The following is a 21,805-nucleotide window of genomic DNA, read 5'->3' as shown; positions in this document are numbered from 1 at the left end:
AGTAGATTCCTAAAAAGGAAGATTTAAACCACCAGTCACGTTTTTCATTTTATCTTTAGATATGCTATTAACTTTTGAAGATGCATCATTAAAGGCTATCATAATTAAATCTTCGAGCATTTCATTGTCTATTAATAGAGAATTATCTATATTAATGTTAGTCACTTTATATTCTCCATTTAATATAATTTTAATAGAGCCAGATGCTGAAATACCCTCACAAGTGATTAATTTAATTTCTTCTTGTGCGCTCTCCATATCTTCTTGCATTTTCTTTGCTTTTTGCATCATTCCTGCCATTCCACCCTTAAACATTATCAGACTCCTTTATGGATTTAATAGACTTGACATCTACTTTAGAATTAAATACCTCTTGAAGCTCTTTAAGTCCATCATCATTTAAAAATTGACTTTCTATTTGTTTACGTTTTTCTTCACTTTTTACAGATTCTTTTTGAGATAAGGAGCTTCCATTAGTTGAGCCTGGATTAATAATCAGTGTTATTCCAGGATAGACTTCATTTAGTGTTTTTTCAATTGAGTTTTGTGTCTTTTGTGTAAGTAAATTAACAAAGTTATCGCTTAAGGTGAGTGAAAGATTGTGGTGTTTAAGAGAGTCAAATACTGTATTTTTAACAAGCATTTTAGCTGCACCAGCAAAGCCTAACTCAGTAATAATTTTTTCCCAGTCATCTTGAGATTTTACGTTGAGTTGGTTTTCTATTTTTTGAATGCTTTCTAACCCCACTTTAATTGGCGACTTGTCATTAATCATTGGCCTGCCTTGAATTTTTTCTTTAAGAGGCTCTTTATTAACGGTTTTACTACTTTGAGCTGATTTCAGAGTTTTTTTTTCAGCCTGACTATCGGGATGAAATGCAATCATTCTTAATAAAGTCATCTCAAGTCCAATTTGTTCACTTGGAGAGTGACGCATATCTTTTTGGCCATTAATTGCAATTTGATAGTAAAGCTGCAAATCTTGTGCTGAAATAATCATTGCAAGTTCATTTATTTCTGAAGATACTTGCTTAACATCATCAATCGCTTGAGTTGTTGCAATTTTATGAAACAGCGAAGTCAAATCCTTCAGAGTATTAGTTAGATTTTCTCCTTTATATGCAAGCTCTTTTATAAATAACAAGACCTGCTGAGCATCTCTCTTAATAACCATTGAGGCAAGCTGAACAATTTCATTGTGACTAACGAGTCCAAGCATTGCTTTAAGATCATCCTCTTTAACACTCCCATTTCCATAGGATATTGATTGATCTAAAAGGCTAAGAGCATCTCGCATTGACCCATTTCCAAAATCAGCAATCTTCGATAGTGCTTCGTCTTCATATTTAAGGTTTTCTGCATCCATAATAAATTTAAGATGATTAAAAATTTCATCATGAGAAAGCTTATTCAAGTTAAATTGAAGGCAGCGAGATAGAATGGTAATTGGTAATTTTTTTGGATCAGTGGTTGCCAATAAAAATTTAATATGCTTTGGTGGCTCCTCCAAGGTTTTTAAAAGCGCATTAAAGCTACTTTTAGAAAGCATGTGAACCTCATCAATAAGGTAAATTTTATATAGGTTTTTAGTAGGGGTGTATTGAGCATTTTCAAGAATTTCTCTCATATTATCAACGCCAGTATGAGAGGCAGCATCAAGTTCAATGAGGTCTACAGATTGACCTTTGTCAATTTCTATACATGTTTCGCATTTTCCACATGGTTTAGAGCTTACACCATTTTCACAGTTGACTGATTTAGCAAAAATTCTTGCAATAGTCGTTTTACCAACTCCACGAGTACCAGTAAACAAAAATCCATGGTGAAGATTATTGTTGTCAAGGGCATTTACAAGAGTCCTTATAGTATGAGTTTGACCGACAAGCTCTTTAAAGTTATGAGGCCTGTATTTTCTTGCTAAAACTTCGTAGTGTTCGCTCATTACTTATTATTTTATTATATTTAAAGTGGTGACGAGAATAGAGTCCAACACATAAAAGAATTATTACCGTTGCTCCCTTCCAGGCCTGGCGGGGTTCATAACTATTTATTGTCGGCATACCCTCGACACCATTTTTGATTTTACTTGAATTGGTTATTCTAATTATTTAATATTTGATCTTTAGAATAATTTAGTTGGTTTTTAAGGGATTTATGATTATCTTATATTTAGGCTGTTTTTAAGAGCTGATATTGGTCATAAATTAATGACCATATTGGCCCAGAAAAGCCAGCATTAATAATATTATTATCAATTGATGTGATGGGAAGAATTTCTCTTGTTGAGCTAGTAATCCAAACTTCATCAGCTTCCATTAATTGCTCTTTACTAAATTTAGTTTCTTTTACTTTAATATCAAGTTTTTTAGCAAGTGAAATAGTAATATCTCGAGTAATGCCTGGAAGAATATTCCGTCCTTTTGGGTGCGTATAAATGCAGTTATCTTTTACAATAAAGACATTAGAGCTAGAGGCCTCTGTAACAAAACCATCTCGCAGGAGAATTGCCTCTTCTGCATTGTTTTCTTTAGCCTCTTGAGCATAAAGGGTATTTGCCAAAAGTGATGTTGCCTTAGTGTTGCTTTTTAGCCATCTTATATCCTCTCTTGTGATAGCTAATTTGCCTTTAAAAAGAGAATTTTTATCTCTAGGTCCAATTAAACTTGATTGAATGTATGTAGTTGGATTTAATTCATCATAGGTATGTTTTCTGTTCTTATCACAGCCCCTTGATATTTGTAAATAAATTGCTTGATTAACATTTTTTATGTTGAAGGATATTATTTTTTTTATTAGGCTTTTCCAGTCATCCTTGCTATGGGGGTTTTTAATGTTTATGGCATCAAGTCCGTCTTGAAGTCTCGAAAGATGTGCTTCAAAACCAATGATTTTTTTGTTATAGACTGGAAATACCTCATAAACTCCATCTCCAAAGAGAAAGCCTCTATCCATTACAGAAATATAGGCTTTATCTTTTGGAATAAAATTACCGTTTAGATATACCATTTATGTTATCTAAACATAAGCTTAATCGTGTCAACCATTTTAGTAAAGATTCCACCCTCAGATGCATCTTCAAGGGCTATAAGACGCAGAGTTGCTATATCTTCATTGCTAAAGCTAATCACCATTGTTCCAACTAGGTCACCTTGGCTAATTGGTGCAACTAAATCTCCAGAAAGATTAATAATTTGAGTGGTATATTTGAACTGGTTTCGTGGCAGAGTTAAGAAACTTGAATCAGAAACTCCTACCTTAATATTTGCCTGTTTTGATTTATACACAGGAACTTGATGAGAAATATCATTGACTAATTGCGTCTCAAAAAAACGAAATCCATAGTCTAAAAGTTTTTCTGTTTCAACTATTCGAATATCAGGACTTTCTGAGCCGAGCACAACTGAGATAAGTCTCATACCAACTCTATTTGCACTTGTGACAAGGCAATATCCTGCTTTTTTAGTCCAACCAGTTTTTAATCCATCAACAGTGCTATCCCTTGATAAGAGTTTATTTCTGTTAGGCTGAGTGATGTTGTTGTATGTAAATTCTTTCTCACTATACCATTTGTAATAATCTGGAAATTCTCTAATCATTGCGCTTGAAAGAATAGCCATATCTTTTGCAGTTGAGTATTGGTTGTCATGTGGAAGTCCTGAGGCATTTTCAAAGTTAGAATTTTTCATTCCAATTTGCTGCGCATAGTCATTCATAAACAGAACAAACGTTCCTTCTGACCCAGCTACATGCTCAGCTAAAGCAACAGAGGCATCATTTCCAGATTGAATTATCATTCCTTTAAGCAAGTCTTCAAGTTTGATCATTTTTCCAACTTCAATAAAACTTCTTGATCCGCCAGTTTTCCATGCTTTTTCACTTATTTTTACTTCTTCATCGAGAGTAATAAATCCCTCTTTAAGTCTTTTAAAAATGACATATGAAGTCATCAGCTTTGTAAGACTTGCAGGTGGCCTCATTTCGTTTTCATTATGTGACGCAAGAATTTTGCCAGAATTGTGATCCATTACGACGAAAGCTTCTGCAGCAATTGCAGGAGCATCAGGAATATAAAAACGAGGCTCTTCAGCATTTACGTTTGTTATAAATAGTATTAAAAAGGCTGATTTAAGGATCAGAGTAAAAGAGTTGATTTTCATAAGGTTATTTTTTAATTAATTATTTAAAGTTTTAAATTGTAAAAATTATTGTTTAAGTTATGTATTTAATTATAACTAGTTACTGTAAATACCTTGGGCTTTTATGTTTATGAATTGACATAATAATACCAAAACTCGCCATAAGAGTTATAAGTGATGAGCCTCCATAGCTTATAAGAGGGAGGGGGATTCCAACCACAGGAAGGAGGCCTGAAACCATGCCAATATTAACAAAAATATATGTAAAGAATACAAACGTAAGGCTGGCACCCAATAATCTTGAAAAGTTGTCCTCACATCTTAGAGATAGAATAAGGCAGCGATAAATTATTAGTGAGTAGATTATTATTAATAATAAAACTCCAAGAAACCCAAGCTCTTCTGCTAAAACTGAAAAAATAAAATCAGTAGATTGCTCTGGAACAAAGTCAAGCTGCGATTGGGAGCCTTTTGTAATGCCTTTACCAGTAAAGCCTCCTGAGCCAATTGCAATTTTTGATTGAATGATGTGATAACCAGAGCCTAATGGGTCAGACTCTGGATTGAATAGAGTTAGAATTCTTCTTTTTTGATAGGCTATTAAAAAATAATTCCATGCTAAAAATAAGGAGCCAACCAGCAGGCTTGAAAGAAGCAATAGGTTTAATCCTTTACTTTTTAATAACATCACTCTTACGCCAGAAAAAAATAAAACGTAGACTCCAGATGCGCCTATTAATAAAGAGGTTCCCAGATCAGGCTGCTTAGCAATGAGAAGAACAACTAGTCCAATAGCAAGCATTGAAATTGCGACTGGCAGAGGCCGAGGAGGTAAAGTTTTTTCACTCAAAATTGCAGCAATAGTCATTGGCACAATAATTTTCATCAATTCTGAAGGTTGAAATCTTACTAATCCAAGGTCTAGCCATCTCTGAGCGCCTCCTCCAGAACTGCCAAAAAAAAGAACTAATATTAGGAGAAAAACACCTAGAATCATTAGTATGGGAGCTGATCGAAGCATAATAATTGGGGGAATTTGAGCGATTATTAGCATTACTGATGTTGCTAAGCCAAGATGAACTAATTGACGATAAACTAGGTTTAAAGAGCCACCAGAGCTACTGTAAAGAATTATAAGTCCAAGAGATGATAGTAAGATTATTAATATTAATAGAGGTGTATCAATTTTAAAAAACTTATAAAACTTGCTTATTGTTTTGTATACAAAAGAAATCATAAAATTAATAGACCAACTTTCCTTAAGTCTCCGAGAAGTAAATTAAAACTAGAGCATGCAGAAGTGTTGTTCATACATTCAACTCCTAAATTAATTTCTGATAATGACATTTGCTGCTTTGGGGATAGAAAAATTGTACTACTACCAGTTCCAATTATTAATAGATCAATAGACTCTTTTGATAATAGTGGAAATAGAAATTCTTTGTCAACTTCAGTTATTTTTATAGCTGGAAGTTGTGTTGATTCATTAGAAGAAATAAAACAGGGCAAGCTTAACTTTGAGTGAGAGAGAGTAATTGTTAAATCATCGTATGAAATTACGGTATTTTGATTAGCATTTTGCTGGGTGAATTCCATTAATATACTTCGCTATTTGGATGATGGGATATTATTATAACAGTGTAAAATTAGCTTATCATTTGTTTTGATTTGGTAGTTAAATAGTGTGATTTAATCTATCAAAAAATGAGCCATTAAGCTACTTAAAATTTAAATCTATAATTCTTAAATAATAAATGAAATCAAGATTTGCTCCTTCCCCAACTGGTTATTTGCATATTGGCGGTGCTAGAACTGCTCTTTTTGCATGGCTGTGGGCAAAAAAAAATAACAGTAAATTCGTGCTTAGAATTGAAGATACTGATAAGGAGCGCTCAACTCAAGCCTCTGTTGATGCAATTTTGGAGGGGATGGATTGGTTAGACTTAGATTATGATGAAGGCCCAATATATCAAAGCGATAGAACTGTTCGCTATAATGAAGTTATTTCTGAATTACTTACAAAGGGTAAAGCGTATTATTGTGATTGCTCTATCGATAGACTAGAGTTGATGCGAGAAGAGCAAATTGCAAAAAAAGAAAAACCTAAGTACGATCGATGTTGTCGATACAAGGGTTTAAAAAATGGTGTTATTAGATTTCTTAATCCTGAAGATGGTCATGTAAACTTTAGAGATTACGTTAAAGGCGAGATAAGCATTTCTAATTCTGAATTAGATGATTTAATTATCTCAAGGTCAGATGGGTCTCCAACTTACAATTTGACGGTTGTAGTCGATGATCATGATATGGCGATAGAGTGTGTTATTAGGGGCGATGATCACATTAACAATACTCCTAAGCAAATTAACCTTTATGAGGCTATGGGTTGGTCTTCTCCTAAATTTGCACATGTACCGATGATCTTAGGATCTGATGGATCACGCTTATCAAAAAGGCATGGAGCCCTTAATTTATTATCATACAGGGATAAAGGCTTATTGCCTCATGCCCTTCTTAATTACATTGTAAGGTTAGGCTGGTCTCATGGAGATAAAGAAATCTTTTCAGTCGATGAAATGATTAAACTTTTTGAACTGAGTAGTATTAACAATTCACCAGCCAGCTTTAATCAGGAAAAGCTTGAGTGGATTAATCAGTCCCATATAAAAACAACTGAAGTTAATGAGCTTGCCTCTAATCTTAAATGGCATCTTGATCAACTAAACATTGAAGTAGATAACGGACCTAATCTTAATGAAGTTATTGATGCTCTAAGAGATCGCTCTAAGTCCCTAGTAGATATGGCACATAGTTGCAAAATGTTTTATAATGATTTTAAAGAGTTTGATGTAATACAGGCAAATAAAATTTTTACTAAAGAATCAAAATTAATATTAGTTGACTTATTTACTAGTTTAAATGATATAAACTCCTGGACAGCTGAGAATATTCATTCCAATATTAAAGGTATTTGTGAAGCTAGAGATATTGGTTTTGGTAAGGTAGGGCAGCCATTTAGACTTTCTATTAGTGGAGATGGTAAGGCGGGAAGTGTTGATATAAGTGCTCAACTTGTTGGTAAAACAAAAACCTTGCTCCGAATACAAATGGCTATAGATTATATTGATAATATTAATTCTTAATCTTATTCTTAGACATGTAAAAAAAGTATAAATGCTTTCAAATTTCTTTCAAATATTTTTACTTATTTCACCAGTATTTATCCTGATAATTCTTGGCAATATATTAAGAAGAGTTGGGGTTCCTGATGTATCTTTTTGGGACGTTAATGACAAGCTTGTTTATTGGGTTCTAATTCCATCTCTTTTGTTTCACCACATATCTCAAATTCAATTATCTTCATCAATGATTTATAGTTATGGGGTAGTTATACTTTCTGGGTTATTCATTGTAACAATACTGTCAGTTCTAATTGGGAAATTGTTGGGATATACCCCCGAGTCTTGGTCATCAATCTTGCAGGGAGCTGCAAGGCATAACGCATTTATTGCACTAGCAATAGCAGGAAGCCTTTTTGGGGATGAGGGTTTAGCAATTGGAGCAGTGTTTATGCTTTTATATGTCCCTAGTATCAATATTGTTGTTATATCTATAATGGTCTCTAACTTAAAACAGCCTGGACATGCTGATACTACAAAAGGAATAGCCAATATATTTATAGAGTTGATTAAAAACCCATTCATACTTGCAATGATTGCTGGTTTATTTGTATCATTAGTTGAGTCAGAAAAACTAATTATTGTTTATGAAACTTCTGGTCTTCTTGGTTCTGCAGCATTACCAATAATGCTTCTAACTATTGGCGCAAAGATTAAAGTAAGAGACCTTGCTTTAAAAATTACCCCAATTGTTATTTCTAACTCTCTCAAATTGATAGCATTTCCATTAATCGCTTATTTTGTTGCAACGTTTTTAGGGCTAAGACAGTTAGAGGTTGTTGTTGCAGTAATCTTTGCATCTGTCCCAACTGCTGCATCATCCCACGCATTAGCAAAACAATTTGGCGGTGATGAGCAGCTGATGACAAGTATTGTTACAACGCAAGTCGCTTTATCATTCATTACAATTCCAGTAATACTTGCCCTTATAACTTAACTTTAAAAATTCACTGAATATCTACTACTTTTTTTAGTTAATAATCTTTTTTAAAAAAATAGTTTTTATGCAAAGAAGTGTTATAATAACTTCAAATTAGCTCTATTCAATTTTTACTTTCCAATTTTTTTAATACATGAACGACAAAATTAAAGTAGTCAGTGATGCTTCGTTTGAGGCTGATGTAATAAATTCATCACAAACAGTTTTAGTAGATTTTTGGGCCGAATGGTGTGGACCCTGTAAGGCTTTAGCCCCAATCCTTGATGAAATTGCTGATGAATATGAAGGAAGAATCATAATAGCAAAAGTCAATGTTGACGAAAATACTCAATTACCACCTAAATATGGCATAAGAGGTATTCCAACGATGCTTTTATTTAAAGATGGTACCGTACATGCAACAAAGGTTGGCGCTCTTTCTAAGGCAAACTTAAATGCATTTTTGGATTCTAATATTTAATAACATCATTTAATTATATAAATAATTCTCTAAATCACTCCTCCTTTATAAAATTCAAATTAATATTAACTTACTCACCCCTCGGCAATATGCCAATCTTCTCTAATTACTTTAAAAAATTTATATGAAATTATCAGAACTTAAAATTAAGACTCCTGCCGAGCTCTTAGAGCTAGCTCAATCTCTTGGTATTGAAAATATTTCAAGAGCAAAAAAACAAACTTTAATTTTTGCAATTCTAAAACATAAAGCAGATAACGATGAAGAGGTTCTTGGGGATGGTGTACTAGACATTTTACAAGAGGGATACGGTTTTCTGAGATCTTCAAATGATTCTTATGTGTCAGGGCCCGATGATATATATGTTTCACCTAATCAAATTAGGCGCTTTAATTTATTAACTGGCGATGTTGTTACTGGAAAAATTAGAGCTCCAAAAAAAGGTGAAAAGTACTTTGCTTTAGTAAAGGTGTCTGAGGTAAATGAGGATTCTCCTGAGAGTGTTAGGAACCGAATACCATTTTCGTCATTGACACCTTTGCATCCTAATGAAAGACTGGGTCTGGAGCTTGGAAATGGAGGTACTGAAGATATAACTGCTAGAGTGATTGATTTAGTTGCTCCTATTGGAAAAGGCCAGAGAGGTTTGTTAGTGGCGCCTCCAAAGGCTGGAAAGACTATGATTTTGCAAAATATTGCTTCATCTATTGCTGTAAACCATCCAGAGTGTGAGTTAATTGTTCTTTTGATTGATGAGAGGCCTGAAGAAGTTACTGAAATGGAGCGAACTGTTAGAGGTGAAGTTATATCCTCTACATTTGATGAGCCTGCTAAAAGGCATGTTCAGATTGCTGAAATTGTTATCGAAAAAGCCAAAAGAAGGGCTGAGCAAGGTAAGGACGTAATTATTTTACTAGATTCAATTACTCGTTTAGCAAGGGCATACAATACTGTAGCGCCATCTTCAGGAAAGGTTTTAACTGGTGGTGTAGATGCAAATGCTTTGCAGAGACCAAAGCGTTTTTTTGGTGCGGCTCGAAATATTGAAAATGGAGGAAGCGTAACTATAATTGCAACTGCTCTTGTTGATACAGGTTCTAAGATGGATGAGGTTATTTATCAAGAGTTTAAAGGTACAGGAAATATGGAGCTTCATCTCGAGAGGAGATTATCAGAGAAAAGAATATTTCCAGCAATTAATATTAATGCTTCAGGAACTCGTCGTGAGGAGCTAATGACAGATGAGCAAGAGCTTCAAAAAATGTGGATTTTGAGAAAAATTCTTCATCCGATGGATACTGTTGAGGCTGCTGAATTTTTGATAGAGAGGTTGAAGTTTTCGAAAACAAACGATGAGTTTTTTGATTCGATGAAACAAAAGAAGTAACTTTAGATTTTTTATTGAGAATTTATTATAATAATATGAATGTTTTTTAAAATCTTTAATTTTCAAAACACTATAATTTCAAGGTACCTACTCAGAAATTTATTATCTTATTTTTTCGCTATTTTTTTTATCATCTCCCTTATAGTTTTTGGTAATCAATTTGTACTAACGGTCCAAGAAAGCGTCGAGTTTGGTATTCCAGTTTCTGAGCTTATGCCTTTAATTGGTTTCAACATGTTAAGAGATGTGCCAATTATATTGACACTTTCACTTTTTCTATCAATTATTGTTTCAATTTCACAGTTATATAATAGCTCTGAAGCGGTTGTAATGAATGCAATAGGCTTTGGAGAAAAAAGCTTTATTAATGCTATCAAGCCTGTAATTATTATTTCATTTTTAGTTGTTGCAATTTTATCTATTTATATAGTTCCATGGGCTAAGCAAGAAAAAAATATCACTGAAGATGAAACAGTTAATGCTTCTGAGTTTTCATTTATAACTGAGGGTAGGTTTGAGGTCTTTAAGGATGGGGACATTGTTTTCTATGCTTCAGAATCAATATCAACAGACTCAGTTGAAGAACAAAATATGGAAGAAATTTTTATTTATGCTTTAAATGAAGATACTCCTATTATAGTTTTAGCCAAAGAGGCGAAAAAGTATACAGACTCTATAACGAAAGGAATCTATTTACAATTGAAAGATGGCACTAGATATGAAGGACTTCCTGGAGATGAGAATGCCAACATATTAGATTTTGACTTGTATGATCTTGAAATAGTTTCAAGCGAAGTTGTTAAATCTTCGTCTTCTGAATCAAATATTCAAGAAATAAATACTATCGATTTAATTAAAGGTGGCGATGTTTATGCAAATGCAGAGCTTCAATGGCGATTATCTCAACCCCTATCAGTTCTCATACTATCTGTTTTTGGTATTTTCCTTGGAAAAACCTCTCTTAGAACTGGAAAAGGAATAAATATTTTAATTGGAATGGCACTTTTCATGCTTTACAATAACAGTTTAATGATAGCTAAAAGTTCGATTGAAGTGGGCCAATTAAACCCTCTAATTGGAATGTGGGCAATTCATATGTTTTTACTAGTTATGCTTTTATTTTTTTATCAGTTTAGACAAGGTAAAGTTAGCTATTTTATTGATAAAATAGCATCTTTTAATTATAGAGAAAAAAGACATGTCTAGCTCACCAACTAAAATTTTAGAGGTTTTTGATAATCCTAACATCAAAAGAGACTTTGTGATCCGTATTGATTCATCAGAGTTTACTTGTTTGTGCCCCTTAACTGGCCAACCTGATTTTGCAGATATACACATTGAATATATTTCAGATAAGCTTTGTGTTGAACTCAAGTCGCTTAAAAACTATTTTTGGTCTTACAGAAATGAAGGGGCTTTTCATGAGGCTGTTACTAATAAAATTCTTGATGACTTGGTAGAAGCTATGGATCCACGCTTTATAAGATTAAAGGCAATTTTTAATGTTAGAGGTGGCGTCTACACAAATATCGAATGTGAGCATAGAAAGGATGGATGGGAACCTAGAGAAGTTGTAAACGTATGACCCCAGTCCGTCAAACTGTTAAATTTGACAAAAAGCTACTTGATAAAGATGCTGTAAAAGTAGTTCAGTCTTTAATTAAAGCTGGGTATGATGCCTATCTAGTTGGTGGTTGTATAAGAGATTTATTGTTAGGTTATGAGCCTAAAGATTTTGATATTGCTACGAATGCGACACCAGAGCAAGTTCATAAGGTTTTTAAACGTTCGAGAATTATTGGGAGACGCTTTAGATTAGTTCACATAATGTTCTCAGCAAGAAAATTTATAGAAGTGGCTACTTTTCGCGCAGGCAGAGTTAAAACTTCTAATAATGGTGTTGTTGTTAGAGATAACTTTTATGGATCACTGGAAGATGATGTTTTTAGGAGAGATTTCACTGTTAATGGGCTTTATTATGACCTTGCCAACTCTCAGGTAATTGATTATGTTGGAGGCCTAGATGATTTAAAAGCTGCTGAAATTAAAATGATAGGTAACCCAAAAGAGCGTTTTGAAGAGGATCCTGTTCGTATGATTCGTGCAGTTCGTTTTAAGGTCAAACTGAGTGCTTTATTAGAGTCAGTGCTTTCACAGAGTATATCCAATAATGCACACTTATTAGCTAATATACCACCTGCGAGACTCTATGAAGAAGTCATTAAATTGTTTCATAATGAAAACTCAATTGAAGTTTTTAATGAGCTTTTAAATTTTGGTTTATTAAAGTATTTATTCTCCCAAACTAAAGAAAGTTTATTTATTAACGCTGCTTTAGAAAATACCTCTAAAAGAATTAAGAGTGGTCATTCTGTTACTCCCGCATTTATTTTTGCTGTCTTTCTTTGGAGTGCATTTAATTTAAGGGTTATTGTGACTAGTAAAAAAAATAAATCTCAGATAGATGTAATAATTAATGCTGCAGAGTATGTTATCAAAAAACAAACTCAGCAAGTTATGATGCCTCGATGGTTGTCAACTCGCGTTAAAGATATTTGGTTGATGCAATATCAATTGGAAAATTGTAATCCAAAAAAAGAAAGCGATTTGATTAGTAATCCACGTTTTCGTATGGCCTATGATTTCCTGGTATTACGTGCACAAAGTATTGATTTAGAATTAACCACTAAGGCGGAACATTGGACAGCTCTTCAAAACTAAAGTCAGTTCTTATTACTGGATGCTCAAGTGGAATTGGTCTTTGCCTTGCTCATGGACTTCGATCTGAGGGCTATCGTGTCTTTGCAACTGCTAGAAAGAATAATGATGTAAATAAGCTTAAAGCCTTAGGTTTTGAATCGTTATTGCTTGATTTGTCTTCCTCAAACTCAATAAATGATGCTATTTCAGAGCTTTATCAGAAGACTGATAATTTGTATGCTTTAATTAATAACGGGGCTTATGGGCAAGCTGGAGCCCTAGAGGATATCTCACGAGATGCGCTAGAGAAACAATTTCAAGCTAATGTTTTTGGCTGGCATGAGTTGACTAATCTTATATTACCTAAGATGCGTAAAAAAGATTTGGGGCGAGTTATTTATATAAGCTCAGTTTTGGGTTTTGTTGCTATGCCATTTCGAGGTCCTTATACTGCATCGAAGTTTGCAATAGAGGGGCTAGTGAATACGCTAAGGCTAGAGCTCAGTGATACAAATATTAAATTTTCTTTAATTCAGCCAGGCCCAATAGAATCAAAATTTAGAGCGAATGCTTATTTAGCTTTTAAGGAAAATGTAGATAATTCAAAGAGTAATTATAAAGAACAATATAACACAATGATTCAAAGGCTTAAATCAGATAAGAATGTTCAATTCACTCTTCCGCCAGAGTCTGTATTAAAATGTGCTCTCCATGCTCTAAAGTCAAGCTCACCAAAAATTCATTATCGTGTAACCTTTCCAACCAAATTATTTGCATTTTTAGGTAGAATATTACCAAGCTCATGGATGGATAAATTTTTAAATATTTTATGAAATTAAGGCAATAATAAATGACAGATAAATTTAATTTTAATAAAGGCTTATTGCAGCTTGAAGAAATTATTAATAAGATGGAATCGGGTGAACTTAGCTTAGAAGACTCTCTTAAATATTTTGAAGAAGGCGTAAAAATACATAGACAGTGTCACACCGCACTTACTGATGCTGAGCAGCGAATAAGTGTTTTAAGTGAAAATGATAACTACAGTGAAGAGAAGTCCTTTGGAGATGCTTGAGTCTTACCGACAGCGAGTTAATTCTTATCTAAAGGATTATTTGAACTCTATGTCACCCGATAATTCTTATCAGAGTGAGTTAAAAAATATTATGAAATATAGTGTTTTGGCTGGTGGTAAACGTTTTAGACCGATCCTTACTTATACTGTAGCTAATTTGTTTGGGGTTGATATACAAAAAGTTGATTCATGCGCCTGTGCTATTGAGCTAATTCATATCTATTCTCTTATCCACGACGATCTACCTGCAATGGATGATGATGATATTAGGCATAATCAACCATCCTCTCATAAAGTTTATGGAGAGGCTCAGGCAATACTTGCAGGGGATGGCCTCCAGGCTTTGGCATTTGAGGTAATTTCTAGTGATAACTTAATTGATTCAGTTACAAAAGTAAAATTATTAAATTTATTATCATGCTCAGCTTTTAATATGGCTGAAGGACAGTCAATTGACTTATCTATTGTTTCTCAAGAAGTTGATATAGAGCTGCTAAATAATTTACATAAAAAGAAAACTGGTTCACTTTTAAATTGTTCTGTAATGTTTGGGGCTATTTTGAATCCCAATATTAGTAAAAAAGACTTATCTATATTAGATTCTTTCTCAAATCATATAGGGCTTGCTTATCAGGTTCAAGATGATGTGTTGGACGTAACCACTTCAGAAGAGGTCTTAGGGAAGAAACAAAATTCAGATTCAGTAAAAAATAAACCTTCTTATCCATCTATTTTAGGATTAGATGAATCAGTTAAAAAGTATGAAAGCCTTTACCAAGAGGCTCTTGATGAAATATCATTTCTTAGCATTGATGAAAAGCCTTTGAGAGACTTAACTGTTAAGTTAATGCAGCGCTCTTTTTAGAATTCAACTAAGACACTACCCCAGCTAAATCCTCCACCAATTCCTTCAAAAAGTAACATGTCTCCCTTTTTGATTCTTCCATCACGAACGCCTGTATCAAGAGCCAAAGGAATAGAAGCAGCTGAAGTATTCCCATGCGTATCTAAAGTTTGAATTACTTTGCTCATAGGTAGATTAATTCGCTTTGCAACTGCTTTAATAATGCGAATATTGGCTTGATGCGGAACCATCCAGGTAATATCATCAGATGTCATATTGCAATCTTTAAGTGTTTCTTCTGCCAAATCGGAAAGTCTATTAACTGCAATCTTAAAAACTTCATTGCCTGACATTTCAATCGTACCTAATTCATTGATACCATTGTTATTAACATGCAGTGAAGACAAGAAGCTTCCATCACTATAAAGCTTAGAATGTTTTATACCAGTTGTGATGTCAGAGCTAATTACTACTGCTCCAGCGCCATCAGCAAAAAGGATTGCAGTAGAGCGATCATTCCAGTCAACAATTTTTGACATTGTTTCACTGCCAACGACTAGTATATTTTTAAAGCTCCCATTTTCAATATACTGCTGCGCAGTTGTAAGGGCAAAAACAAAGCCTGCACAAACTGCTTGAAGATCAAATGCTGGACAAGAGGCACCTAAGCGATCTTGAAGCATTGTTGCTGTTGCAGGAAAGATTTTGTCAGGAGTAGTTGTAGCAAGAATAATAAGATCAATCTCTGAAGGGCTAATTTCAGCCATTTCAAGGGCATTTTTACTTGCTTCAAGAGCAAGGTCACATGTACTTTCATCTGTAACTATTCGCCTTTCTTTAATTCCAGTTCGAGCAGTTATCCATTCATCAGTTGTATCAAGAGTTTTTTCAAGATCAAGATTAGTAACAATCTTACTTGGCAAGTAACTTCCAGTACCGATGATTCTTGCAAATTTTTTCATTTTTTAATATTTTTTCTTGGTAATTGAATTTTAACTTTTGACATTTCGTTTTCTTTTACTATTATTTTACCACCATCCAAGTGACCTTCCATTGCCTGCAATTATCATAAGGCAAGTTAGAACGTGAAGTGTGATCCAAAAAGTGCGAAATAATAGGGCTTTTTTTACATCTGTTTGTTTGATTGGAAGAAACTCTGGTTTATCTTCATCTGTAATACCTACTGGCATTCCAACAGTTCTAGCCCATACTTTAAGCCAACGTCGTTGGCCACTCATGGCTTAATTAAATTCTTTATATTACAAGTATGAGTAATATATAAATTAAGTTTATTTTTTGTTTTAAAGATTTGCATTTGTAGTAAATTTAGTTAGAAATGACTCTAATTACTAATTTATTTATTAGTGGATAACTATTTATGTTCCTCTAATTCACGAGTCAATTGAACTGAAATCTTATCAGTAATTTTAGCATGTGCCTCAAGATATGCTTCTTTAATTGCTTGAAAGAAAGAATCAATATCTGCCTTGCCATGACTTTTAACTACAACACCTTTTAAACCAAGTAAACTTGCACCATTGTATTTTCCAGGATCAACTCTAGATTTAAAATCCCTCATAACTGAGCTTGATATTAGAGCGGCTATTTTAGTAAAAATATTTTTGTTAAAAGATTTTTTGATGAAATGTGAAAACATATGAGCAACCCCTTCACTGGCTTTCAGAGCAATATTTCCCTCAAAACCATCACAGACAATAACATCAACACTTCCTTTGTAAATATCATCACCCTCTACAAAGCCAATATAGTTCAGAGATGAATTTTTTAATAATTCCGCAGTTTCTTGAATTTTCCAATGACCTTTTAGCTCTTCAGAGCCAACATTTAGTAGGCCAACAGAAGGTTGTTTGATATTTTCTGTGTTTTGAACAGCAATGGAGCCCATAATTGCAAATTGTAATAATGTTTCAGGCTTTGAATCAACGTTAGCGCCTAGATCAAGTATATGAGTAGGCCGGCCTGTTAATGTTGGAACGGCAGACATAATTGCTGGCCTATCAACCCCTTTAATAGTTTTAAGTACAAACTTTGCAATTGATAGAAGGGCGCCTGTATTTCCAGCGCTTACACAAGCATGAGCATTTCCATCTTTAACGAGATTAATGGCAACTCTCATTGAAGAATCCTTTTTATGCCTAAGAGCCGTAGAAGGAGAGTCATCCATGTTGATGACTTGAGATGCATGCTTTATCTCTATCCTTTCTAAATTTTTTTGAAGAATTGAAGAATTATTGATTTCATTCTTAATAGCTTTTTCATCACCCACAAAAACAACTTCAAGATCACTAAAATTTTTTAAAGCGATGATGCCAGCATTAATAGTGACAGGAATCCCAAAGTCACCACCTGAGGCATCGATTGATACCTTTATTGACATAAGTTAGAATTAAGCTTCTACTTCTTCGATATCATCAGAAGTTGATTTAATAACTTGCTTACCACGATAGTATCCATCTGCAGTAATATGATGTCTTAGATGAGTTTCACCAGTTTCTTGATCTTCAGATAACGCAGGGTTTTTTAACGCATTATGTGAGCGACGCATTCCTCTTTTTGATGGTGTTTTTCTGCTTTTTTGTACTGCCATTTTTTACTCCTTGCCGAAATCGGCCATTTTAATATTTTTTAGAACATCGAAGGGATTTTTACGAATCTCTTCAACTATCTCTTCTTTATCTATCTTTAAATTACAGTCAAAATCATGAGAAGGGGCCATTGGAATAGATAACAGAATCTCATCTGTAATTAAATCTACTGAGTCTAAATCTTCTTCTTCTCCAATAATATAAATTTCAAAAGTAGAATCTAGTCCTTCTGCCTGATCTTCATATCTTACAAATGCTAAATTAAAATTTACTTTTAACTCAACTGGGAATGCCTCCAAACAGCGCTGGCAATCTAATATAATTTTCCCATTAATTATCCCCTTAATACATGGCGTTTTATCATTTTCTAAATAGAATGATAAATCAACCTTTATCCTATCTTCAGTATTTCTAGCTATATCAGAAATTCTAGGCATAGAGGCAATTTTATAGTTACCATGCAAGCTGGCCTCTTTTCTAGCAAACTTAAATAATTTAATTGTTTTAGGAAGCTGTTTAACTGTTTCCATTATCTGAATTCTAAAGCGAGGATATTTTACCCGAAACTTCTGAGAGTGTTAACTACTTTCTCTTTGTCTTTTACTTTCAAACAGAGCAATTCCGGTTGCTACTGAAACATTAAGACTTTCTATATTTCCTGACATAGGAATAGTAACAAGCTGGTCACATGTTTTTTTAATTAATTGCCTAATTCCTTTTCCTTCAGTACCCATAACAATAGCTATTGAATCAGATAAATTAACATCATAGATTTTTAATGAGGAATCGCCATCAAGACCAACCACCCATATACCTTTTTCTTGGATTGATTTAATTGTCCTTGATAGATTTGTGACATGAAAAATCTTAAGACTATTGATAGCCCCTGCTGAAGTTTTATGAACTAAGGCATTGATTGGAGCAGAACCATCTTTATTGATAATAACATGATTAACTCCTGCAGCATTAGCACTTCTAAGGCATGCTCCTAAATTCCTTGGATCTTGAATGGAGTCTAATATTAGAATTAAAGGTTTTTCTTTTAAGTTCTCAATAGAACTTAAAAGAGCATCTTCTGTTAAAAGAGGAGGCAAAATAACTTCAGAAATTACTCCTTGATGAACCTCACCTTTTGCAATACGATCAAGATCAGTTTTATCTTCACCTGAAAAAGGTATTTTTAAATCTGAAAGTATTTCATTTAAATTATTAACCCTTAAGTCTTTTCTTCCATTTTGGATAAAGACCTTTAATACAGATTCAGGATTAGTATTTAAAAGGCTTTCGATACTATGAAAACCATAAATGTAAATAGACTTAGACATATTAAATTTTATAGTTATTAAATTTTGTCATAATATATTTTTATATAGGCCTTTTCTCGAAGGCCTTTAACCCAATTAGAGTAGAATTTTTCAGATCTAAGGTAGATTATTTTTTCTTTGCATTTTTTGAAATTTATATCAACAAAGCGCTCCTCTAGTTTAGTTCCAATTGCAAGGCCGAAGTCAGTTAAATATATTTGAGAAACTTCATTGTTTTGGAGCGAGTCTAGCATGATAGTTGTTGGACTATTAACAACAATCCAGTTAGTAATACCTCCGTTTTTATAGCTTGGGTGTTGTGAGTGTAATTTTGCAAATTTCTCAAAAGATGCGCCTTTACTAATATGCTTGGATAGTTTATTTAAAAATGCTTTAATAGCAATATCCTTATCTTTTTGATTTTCAACTTCCATTTTAGAAATAATAATTTGCGCAATTTTGATTTGTTTAATACTATCAGAGGTATTTTTGGAGCAAATATTTATAGCTTCATTTTCATCAATAGCAACTCCTTTTGTAATATATCTTTGTAAATTAAGAATTGAAATTTTTTCTGCAACCTCATTTTTTAAAGATAAAAATTCAGGGTACTCACTAAGCTGATCTATAGAGATATTATTAATATTTGAAATTTCTAACAATGCTAAATTTATATCATCAGATGATGCTTGTAAATTTAACTCTTCTATTTTTTTTAGCTGAAGAATGTTGTCAATCTTCTTGCTAACTATTTTAATTTTATCTTCTTTAGTATTGGCATTTAAAATTAAATTTTCTATTGAGTTATAAGTAATTATATTTTTATTTACTATAGCAATGATGGAGTTTTCTGCAAGGACTGTGTTATAGTTGAACAATAGAAGAAAACATAAAATTTTCTTCATTACCTGAATTTGGCTCTATAACCTGGAATATTAGTTTCAATTTGCTCATTTAATTTAGATGAAGTTGAGCCAAGCCCTGTAAATACTAATTCAATTCCAGTGCTGTAATTATAACCTTTTGAAGTATTTTCTTTAAAGTGGGCAAGACGAAATGCCCAGCAACAAGATTCATAGGCTATTCCTTTTGTTTCGGTATTTGTTATGCTTGTTGAGGTTGTTTTATCTATTCCACCAAAAACATGCATTGAGTCAGTTATGGGGTAAGCGCCATAAAACTTATTAGTTTTTTTAGTTCCTTCATCAATAAAGCTTAGTGATAAGAATTGTCTTGATGAAGATGTGTAACTTACTGTATTTTCTTTTCTCACAAGTTTTGATTTATCTGGGTCAAACTGAGAGGCAGAGCTTAAAGAGAATTTATTGATTGCAAGGTCAACGGAGGCAACTATATCTGAATAAGAGCCTCTAGTTTCATAATTGTTATTATCTGAGTCACTTACTACATCATTATCAGCAAAAAAGCTTTGTGCAATTTTCATACTTAAAAGGTCTTTATTGGTGTCTAATGCATTAATATCTTTATAGCTTGACTCAAAGCTAAGGGTTATATCATTTGCATTTGTAATTCTATCTAAACCTGTATATCTTTCTCCAGAAATTAGATCATCAACTGAAATAATTTCATCATACTTGTCAGTACTATCAAATATTGGAATATTTCCTTGAGCTTTTTTTGCCTTATAGTTGTATGTAATTTTTGGTGATATCGAGTGAATTGCCTCAAATCCAAATAAGTTAGTTTGATTTTTAACAGTAAAATCAATATCTAAACCTGACCCAAAAACTGCACGATTTATATTGGGATTACTTTTTAGGGAGTAATTGGTTAACGCCAAACTTGCTCTTGGAGTAATTGATGGATAACTTAGATTAATTCTTCTTGAAATCCCTATATCACCATGTGTTCTAACCCCAGTTTCTTTGGTAGTAAGATTATGATCAAATTTTGTACTTACAAGGCCTAACTTTATTGGTAAATTTGTATTTGCGTTATAAGTTTTATAAATTGAACCCTCAAGGGCTCGAGTATAAAGAGGTTTACCAGCATTAACTACTTGCTCATTTTCACTTAAAATAGAGGCAGAAAGGTCATTTTTATCATCATCATAATTAAGCTCTAAGGAAGACTTTAGAGTTAAAGAATCTGTATTACTAAAAAGGATTTCTTGAAAATATTGCTCGTCTGACACGCGATTATATTTTGCTTTTAAGTTTATTTTTGGAGATAAATCTACTTCTTGAGAAAAATCAACAAGCCAACGTTTTAATTTTGTGATTTTGTCAGCATTAAGATATTGCACCTCAAGCTCCATTATAGAATCCTTTCCATCTTCTTTTATTTTAGGAGCAATTAGTTGACGGTACTTACCTTCAGTAATAAGACCCCTACTAGATATAAAGTTTAAAGCAACAGTTAAATCTCGATCAGGTGCAATATTAAGATAATAGGGCACTCTTAATCGATATGAGTCTTCCGCTAACCCAGCCTCCCTGTATGTGGAATAATTCGGTGAAAGAAATCCTGACCCTCTGCCAGATAGAACCCAACTATATTTAGGTAAATAAAAAATTGGCTGCCCATAAAATTTAATAATTACATTATCAGCAACTCCTCTATTTTTACTAAGATTTAACTCAATTTTATCTGCGTCAAGGTACCAATCACTCTTATTTATTGGGCAAAGAGTATAGGTTGAGTTTGTTAGAAGAACGCTTGAAGGGGTTCTGGAGATAATCTCTGAAAATCCATTCGCACCTCCAGGACCAGAGGCAAAATCTTGAAAATATGCATTTGTGGCAGTTGCTATTAAATTATCATTTTCATCCCTTGTTGCAGATAATAAGTCACCAGATATTATGAAGGCCTGATCTTGAAAATTAACATTTCCAGCTGCTAATATTGCGTTACTTTCTGGTGAAACTTCAATTTGATCAGCCGAGATGAATAAGTTTTCAGAGCTAATTTCCACATCGCCAGAAAGTTTGTATTTATTATTAATTATTTCACTTTCATCAGCTTCGATATTGAGGTTATCAATATCTTTTGGTAGATCTTTTATAGGAAAAAGAGTTTGGTAGTTAGGACAATCATTACATACTGGAGCAGTAGGTAAGCAGCTTAGTTTAATACCTTCAGCATAAATTGAAAAATGGCTTAAAATTAGAACAACAAAAATTAAGTATTTTTTCATGAAGCAGAAGTGTTAAT

At 33.2% G+C, this 21,805-nt stretch carries 24 protein-coding genes and 1 other RNA gene; 10 read left to right on the top strand and 15 right to left on the bottom strand.

Features of this window, described 5'->3' with window-relative positions:
* Window positions 1-9 precede the first annotated feature (9 nt).
* From ABXT49_RS05290 to ABXT49_RS05260, 7 genes are all read right to left on the bottom strand, one after another.
* Entirely contained in the window at window positions 10-315 is a 306-nt protein-coding gene (locus ABXT49_RS05290; RefSeq protein ID WP_416650960.1) for a YbaB/EbfC family nucleoid-associated protein, read from the bottom strand.
* Window positions 308-1,942 carry a DNA polymerase III subunit gamma/tau gene (gene dnaX / locus ABXT49_RS05285; protein WP_416650958.1) on the bottom strand — a complete coding sequence of 545 codons (1,635 nt, stop codon included), beginning with the start codon at window positions 1,940-1,942 and terminating at the stop codon, window positions 308-310. The genes ABXT49_RS05290 and dnaX overlap by 8 nt, the downstream gene beginning before the upstream one ends.
* Window positions 1,943-1,971: 29 nt before the next feature.
* An RNA gene (gene ffs / locus ABXT49_RS05280) (signal recognition particle sRNA small type) lies at window positions 1,972-2,067 on the bottom strand.
* A gap of 102 nt (window positions 2,068-2,169) precedes the next feature.
* Entirely contained in the window at window positions 2,170-3,006 is an 837-nt protein-coding gene (locus ABXT49_RS05275; RefSeq protein ID WP_416650956.1) for an aminotransferase class IV, read from the bottom strand.
* A gap of 5 nt (window positions 3,007-3,011) precedes the next feature.
* A complete protein-coding gene (locus ABXT49_RS05270; protein ID WP_416650954.1) occupies window positions 3,012-4,157 on the bottom strand; it encodes a D-alanyl-D-alanine carboxypeptidase family protein in 1,146 nt (381 codons plus the stop codon).
* Between the two features lie 79 nt (window positions 4,158-4,236).
* Window positions 4,237-5,373 (bottom strand): rod shape-determining protein RodA, encoded by a 1,137-nt coding sequence (rodA, locus tag ABXT49_RS05265; RefSeq protein WP_416650952.1) that lies wholly within the window; start codon window positions 5,371-5,373, stop codon window positions 4,237-4,239.
* Window positions 5,370-5,732, bottom strand: coding sequence for an MTH938/NDUFAF3 family protein (locus ABXT49_RS05260; RefSeq protein ID WP_416650950.1), 363 nt, complete (start codon window positions 5,730-5,732; stop codon window positions 5,370-5,372). The genes rodA and ABXT49_RS05260 overlap by 4 nt, the downstream gene beginning before the upstream one ends.
* A gap of 158 nt (window positions 5,733-5,890) precedes the next feature.
* Between ABXT49_RS05260 and gltX the strand changes: the two genes are divergently transcribed.
* The 10 genes from gltX to ABXT49_RS05210 all read left to right on the top strand — a co-directional run bounded on the left by gltX (window position 5,891) and on the right by ABXT49_RS05210 (window position 14,742).
* Window positions 5,891-7,279, top strand: coding sequence for a glutamate--tRNA ligase (gltX, locus tag ABXT49_RS05255; protein WP_416650948.1), 1,389 nt, complete (start codon window positions 5,891-5,893; stop codon window positions 7,277-7,279).
* A gap of 31 nt (window positions 7,280-7,310) precedes the next feature.
* Window positions 7,311-8,252: an AEC family transporter gene (locus ABXT49_RS05250; protein WP_416650946.1), complete on the top strand. Its 942-nt coding sequence runs from the start codon at window positions 7,311-7,313 to the stop codon at window positions 8,250-8,252.
* 136 nt (window positions 8,253-8,388) lie between these two features.
* Entirely contained in the window at window positions 8,389-8,715 is a 327-nt protein-coding gene (gene trxA, locus ABXT49_RS05245; protein WP_416650944.1) for a thioredoxin TrxA, read from the top strand.
* A gap of 124 nt (window positions 8,716-8,839) precedes the next feature.
* Window positions 8,840-10,102 carry a transcription termination factor Rho gene (gene rho, locus ABXT49_RS05240; RefSeq protein WP_416650942.1) on the top strand — a complete coding sequence of 421 codons (1,263 nt, stop codon included), beginning with the start codon at window positions 8,840-8,842 and terminating at the stop codon, window positions 10,100-10,102.
* 39 nt (window positions 10,103-10,141) lie between these two features.
* On the top strand, window positions 10,142-11,308 hold the full coding sequence (gene lptF / locus ABXT49_RS05235) for an LPS export ABC transporter permease LptF (RefSeq protein ID WP_416650940.1): 1,167 nt from the start codon (window positions 10,142-10,144) through the stop codon (window positions 11,306-11,308).
* Complete coding sequence (gene queF / locus ABXT49_RS05230; protein WP_416650938.1) at window positions 11,301-11,687, top strand: preQ(1) synthase; 387 nt, start codon at window positions 11,301-11,303, stop codon at window positions 11,685-11,687. The genes lptF and queF overlap by 8 nt, the downstream gene beginning before the upstream one ends.
* The gene (pcnB, locus tag ABXT49_RS05225; RefSeq protein WP_416650936.1) at window positions 11,684-12,823 is read left to right on the top strand and encodes a polynucleotide adenylyltransferase PcnB; all 1,140 of its coding nucleotides are present in this window, start codon (window positions 11,684-11,686) and stop codon (window positions 12,821-12,823) included. Before queF ends, pcnB begins: the two co-directional genes overlap by 4 nt.
* On the top strand, window positions 12,802-13,635 hold the full coding sequence (locus ABXT49_RS05220) for an SDR family NAD(P)-dependent oxidoreductase (protein WP_416650934.1): 834 nt from the start codon (window positions 12,802-12,804) through the stop codon (window positions 13,633-13,635). Before pcnB ends, ABXT49_RS05220 begins: the two co-directional genes overlap by 22 nt.
* A gap of 17 nt (window positions 13,636-13,652) precedes the next feature.
* Window positions 13,653-13,877, top strand: a complete 225-nt coding sequence (locus tag ABXT49_RS05215; RefSeq protein WP_416650932.1) for an exodeoxyribonuclease VII small subunit — start codon at window positions 13,653-13,655, stop codon at window positions 13,875-13,877.
* Complete coding sequence (locus ABXT49_RS05210) at window positions 13,864-14,742, top strand: polyprenyl synthetase family protein (protein ID WP_416653536.1); 879 nt, start codon at window positions 13,864-13,866, stop codon at window positions 14,740-14,742. Before ABXT49_RS05215 ends, ABXT49_RS05210 begins: the two co-directional genes overlap by 14 nt.
* Here the strand turns inward: ABXT49_RS05210 and ABXT49_RS05205 are convergent.
* The 8 genes from ABXT49_RS05205 to ABXT49_RS05170 form a co-directional block, all read right to left on the bottom strand.
* Window positions 14,739-15,683, bottom strand: coding sequence for a beta-ketoacyl-ACP synthase III (locus tag ABXT49_RS05205; protein WP_416650930.1), 945 nt, complete (start codon window positions 15,681-15,683; stop codon window positions 14,739-14,741). The genes ABXT49_RS05210 and ABXT49_RS05205 overlap by 4 nt on opposite strands.
* Window positions 15,684-15,749: 66 nt before the next feature.
* A complete protein-coding gene (locus ABXT49_RS05200) occupies window positions 15,750-15,959 on the bottom strand; it encodes a hypothetical protein (protein WP_416650928.1) in 210 nt (69 codons plus the stop codon).
* A gap of 134 nt (window positions 15,960-16,093) precedes the next feature.
* Entirely contained in the window at window positions 16,094-17,119 is a 1,026-nt protein-coding gene (gene plsX, locus ABXT49_RS05195) for a phosphate acyltransferase PlsX (RefSeq protein WP_416650926.1), read from the bottom strand.
* A gap of 9 nt (window positions 17,120-17,128) precedes the next feature.
* On the bottom strand, window positions 17,129-17,329 hold the full coding sequence (rpmF, locus tag ABXT49_RS05190; protein ID WP_416650924.1) for a 50S ribosomal protein L32: 201 nt from the start codon (window positions 17,327-17,329) through the stop codon (window positions 17,129-17,131).
* Window positions 17,330-17,332: 3 nt separating this feature from the next.
* Window positions 17,333-17,857, bottom strand: a complete 525-nt coding sequence (locus ABXT49_RS05185; protein WP_416650922.1) for a YceD family protein — start codon at window positions 17,855-17,857, stop codon at window positions 17,333-17,335.
* A 48-nt stretch (window positions 17,858-17,905) separates the two neighbouring features.
* Window positions 17,906-18,652, bottom strand: coding sequence for a 23S rRNA (guanosine(2251)-2'-O)-methyltransferase RlmB (gene rlmB / locus ABXT49_RS05180; RefSeq protein WP_416650920.1), 747 nt, complete (start codon window positions 18,650-18,652; stop codon window positions 17,906-17,908).
* A 17-nt stretch (window positions 18,653-18,669) separates the two neighbouring features.
* The gene (locus ABXT49_RS05175; protein ID WP_416650918.1) at window positions 18,670-19,536 is read right to left on the bottom strand and encodes a peptidylprolyl isomerase; all 867 of its coding nucleotides are present in this window, start codon (window positions 19,534-19,536) and stop codon (window positions 18,670-18,672) included.
* On the bottom strand, window positions 19,536-21,788 hold the full coding sequence (locus ABXT49_RS05170) for an LPS-assembly protein LptD (protein ID WP_416650916.1): 2,253 nt from the start codon (window positions 21,786-21,788) through the stop codon (window positions 19,536-19,538). The genes ABXT49_RS05175 and ABXT49_RS05170 overlap by 1 nt, the downstream gene beginning before the upstream one ends.
* Between the last annotated feature and the right edge of the window lie 17 nt (window positions 21,789-21,805).

The organism is Candidatus Pseudothioglobus sp. Uisw_086 (genome assembly GCF_048085745.1).
Classification (GTDB): Bacteria; Pseudomonadota; Gammaproteobacteria; order PS1; family Pseudothioglobaceae; genus Pseudothioglobus.
The sequence above is the reverse complement of the archived record's forward strand: the minus strand, read 5'-3'. Positions and strand labels throughout refer to the sequence as shown.

Excerpts from the sequence above, each read along its gene's own strand:
- ABXT49_RS05290 (WP_416650960.1), bottom strand. The coding sequence starts at position 315 with ATGTTTAAGGGTGGAATGGCAGGAATGATGCAAAAAGCAAAGAAAATG.
- dnaX (WP_416650958.1), bottom strand. The coding sequence starts at position 1,942 with ATGAGCGAACACTACGAAGTTTTAGCAAGAAAATACAGGCCTCATAAC.
- ABXT49_RS05275 (WP_416650956.1), bottom strand. The coding sequence starts at position 3,006 with ATGGTATATCTAAACGGTAATTTTATTCCAAAAGATAAAGCCTATATT.
- ABXT49_RS05270 (WP_416650954.1), bottom strand. The coding sequence starts at position 4,157 with ATGAAAATCAACTCTTTTACTCTGATCCTTAAATCAGCCTTTTTAATA.
- rodA (WP_416650952.1), bottom strand. The coding sequence starts at position 5,373 with ATGATTTCTTTTGTATACAAAACAATAAGCAAGTTTTATAAGTTTTTT.
- ABXT49_RS05260 (WP_416650950.1), bottom strand. The coding sequence starts at position 5,732 with ATGGAATTCACCCAGCAAAATGCTAATCAAAATACCGTAATTTCATAC.
- gltX (WP_416650948.1), top strand. The coding sequence starts at position 5,891 with ATGAAATCAAGATTTGCTCCTTCCCCAACTGGTTATTTGCATATTGGC.
- ABXT49_RS05250 (WP_416650946.1), top strand. The coding sequence starts at position 7,311 with ATGCTTTCAAATTTCTTTCAAATATTTTTACTTATTTCACCAGTATTT.
- trxA (WP_416650944.1), top strand. The coding sequence starts at position 8,389 with ATGAACGACAAAATTAAAGTAGTCAGTGATGCTTCGTTTGAGGCTGAT.
- rho (WP_416650942.1), top strand. The coding sequence starts at position 8,840 with ATGAAATTATCAGAACTTAAAATTAAGACTCCTGCCGAGCTCTTAGAG.
- lptF (WP_416650940.1), top strand. The coding sequence starts at position 10,142 with ATGTTTTTTAAAATCTTTAATTTTCAAAACACTATAATTTCAAGGTAC.
- queF (WP_416650938.1), top strand. The coding sequence starts at position 11,301 with ATGTCTAGCTCACCAACTAAAATTTTAGAGGTTTTTGATAATCCTAAC.
- pcnB (WP_416650936.1), top strand. The coding sequence starts at position 11,684 with ATGACCCCAGTCCGTCAAACTGTTAAATTTGACAAAAAGCTACTTGAT.
- ABXT49_RS05215 (WP_416650932.1), top strand. The coding sequence starts at position 13,653 with ATGACAGATAAATTTAATTTTAATAAAGGCTTATTGCAGCTTGAAGAA.
- ABXT49_RS05205 (WP_416650930.1), bottom strand. The coding sequence starts at position 15,683 with ATGAAAAAATTTGCAAGAATCATCGGTACTGGAAGTTACTTGCCAAGT.
- ABXT49_RS05200 (WP_416650928.1), bottom strand. The coding sequence starts at position 15,959 with ATGAGTGGCCAACGACGTTGGCTTAAAGTATGGGCTAGAACTGTTGGA.
- plsX (WP_416650926.1), bottom strand. The coding sequence starts at position 17,119 with ATGTCAATAAAGGTATCAATCGATGCCTCAGGTGGTGACTTTGGGATT.
- rpmF (WP_416650924.1), bottom strand. The coding sequence starts at position 17,329 with ATGGCAGTACAAAAAAGCAGAAAAACACCATCAAAAAGAGGAATGCGT.
- ABXT49_RS05185 (WP_416650922.1), bottom strand. The coding sequence starts at position 17,857 with ATGGAAACAGTTAAACAGCTTCCTAAAACAATTAAATTATTTAAGTTT.
- rlmB (WP_416650920.1), bottom strand. The coding sequence starts at position 18,652 with ATGTCTAAGTCTATTTACATTTATGGTTTTCATAGTATCGAAAGCCTT.
- ABXT49_RS05175 (WP_416650918.1), bottom strand. The coding sequence starts at position 19,536 with ATGAAGAAAATTTTATGTTTTCTTCTATTGTTCAACTATAACACAGTC.
- ABXT49_RS05170 (WP_416650916.1), bottom strand. The coding sequence starts at position 21,788 with ATGAAAAAATACTTAATTTTTGTTGTTCTAATTTTAAGCCATTTTTCA.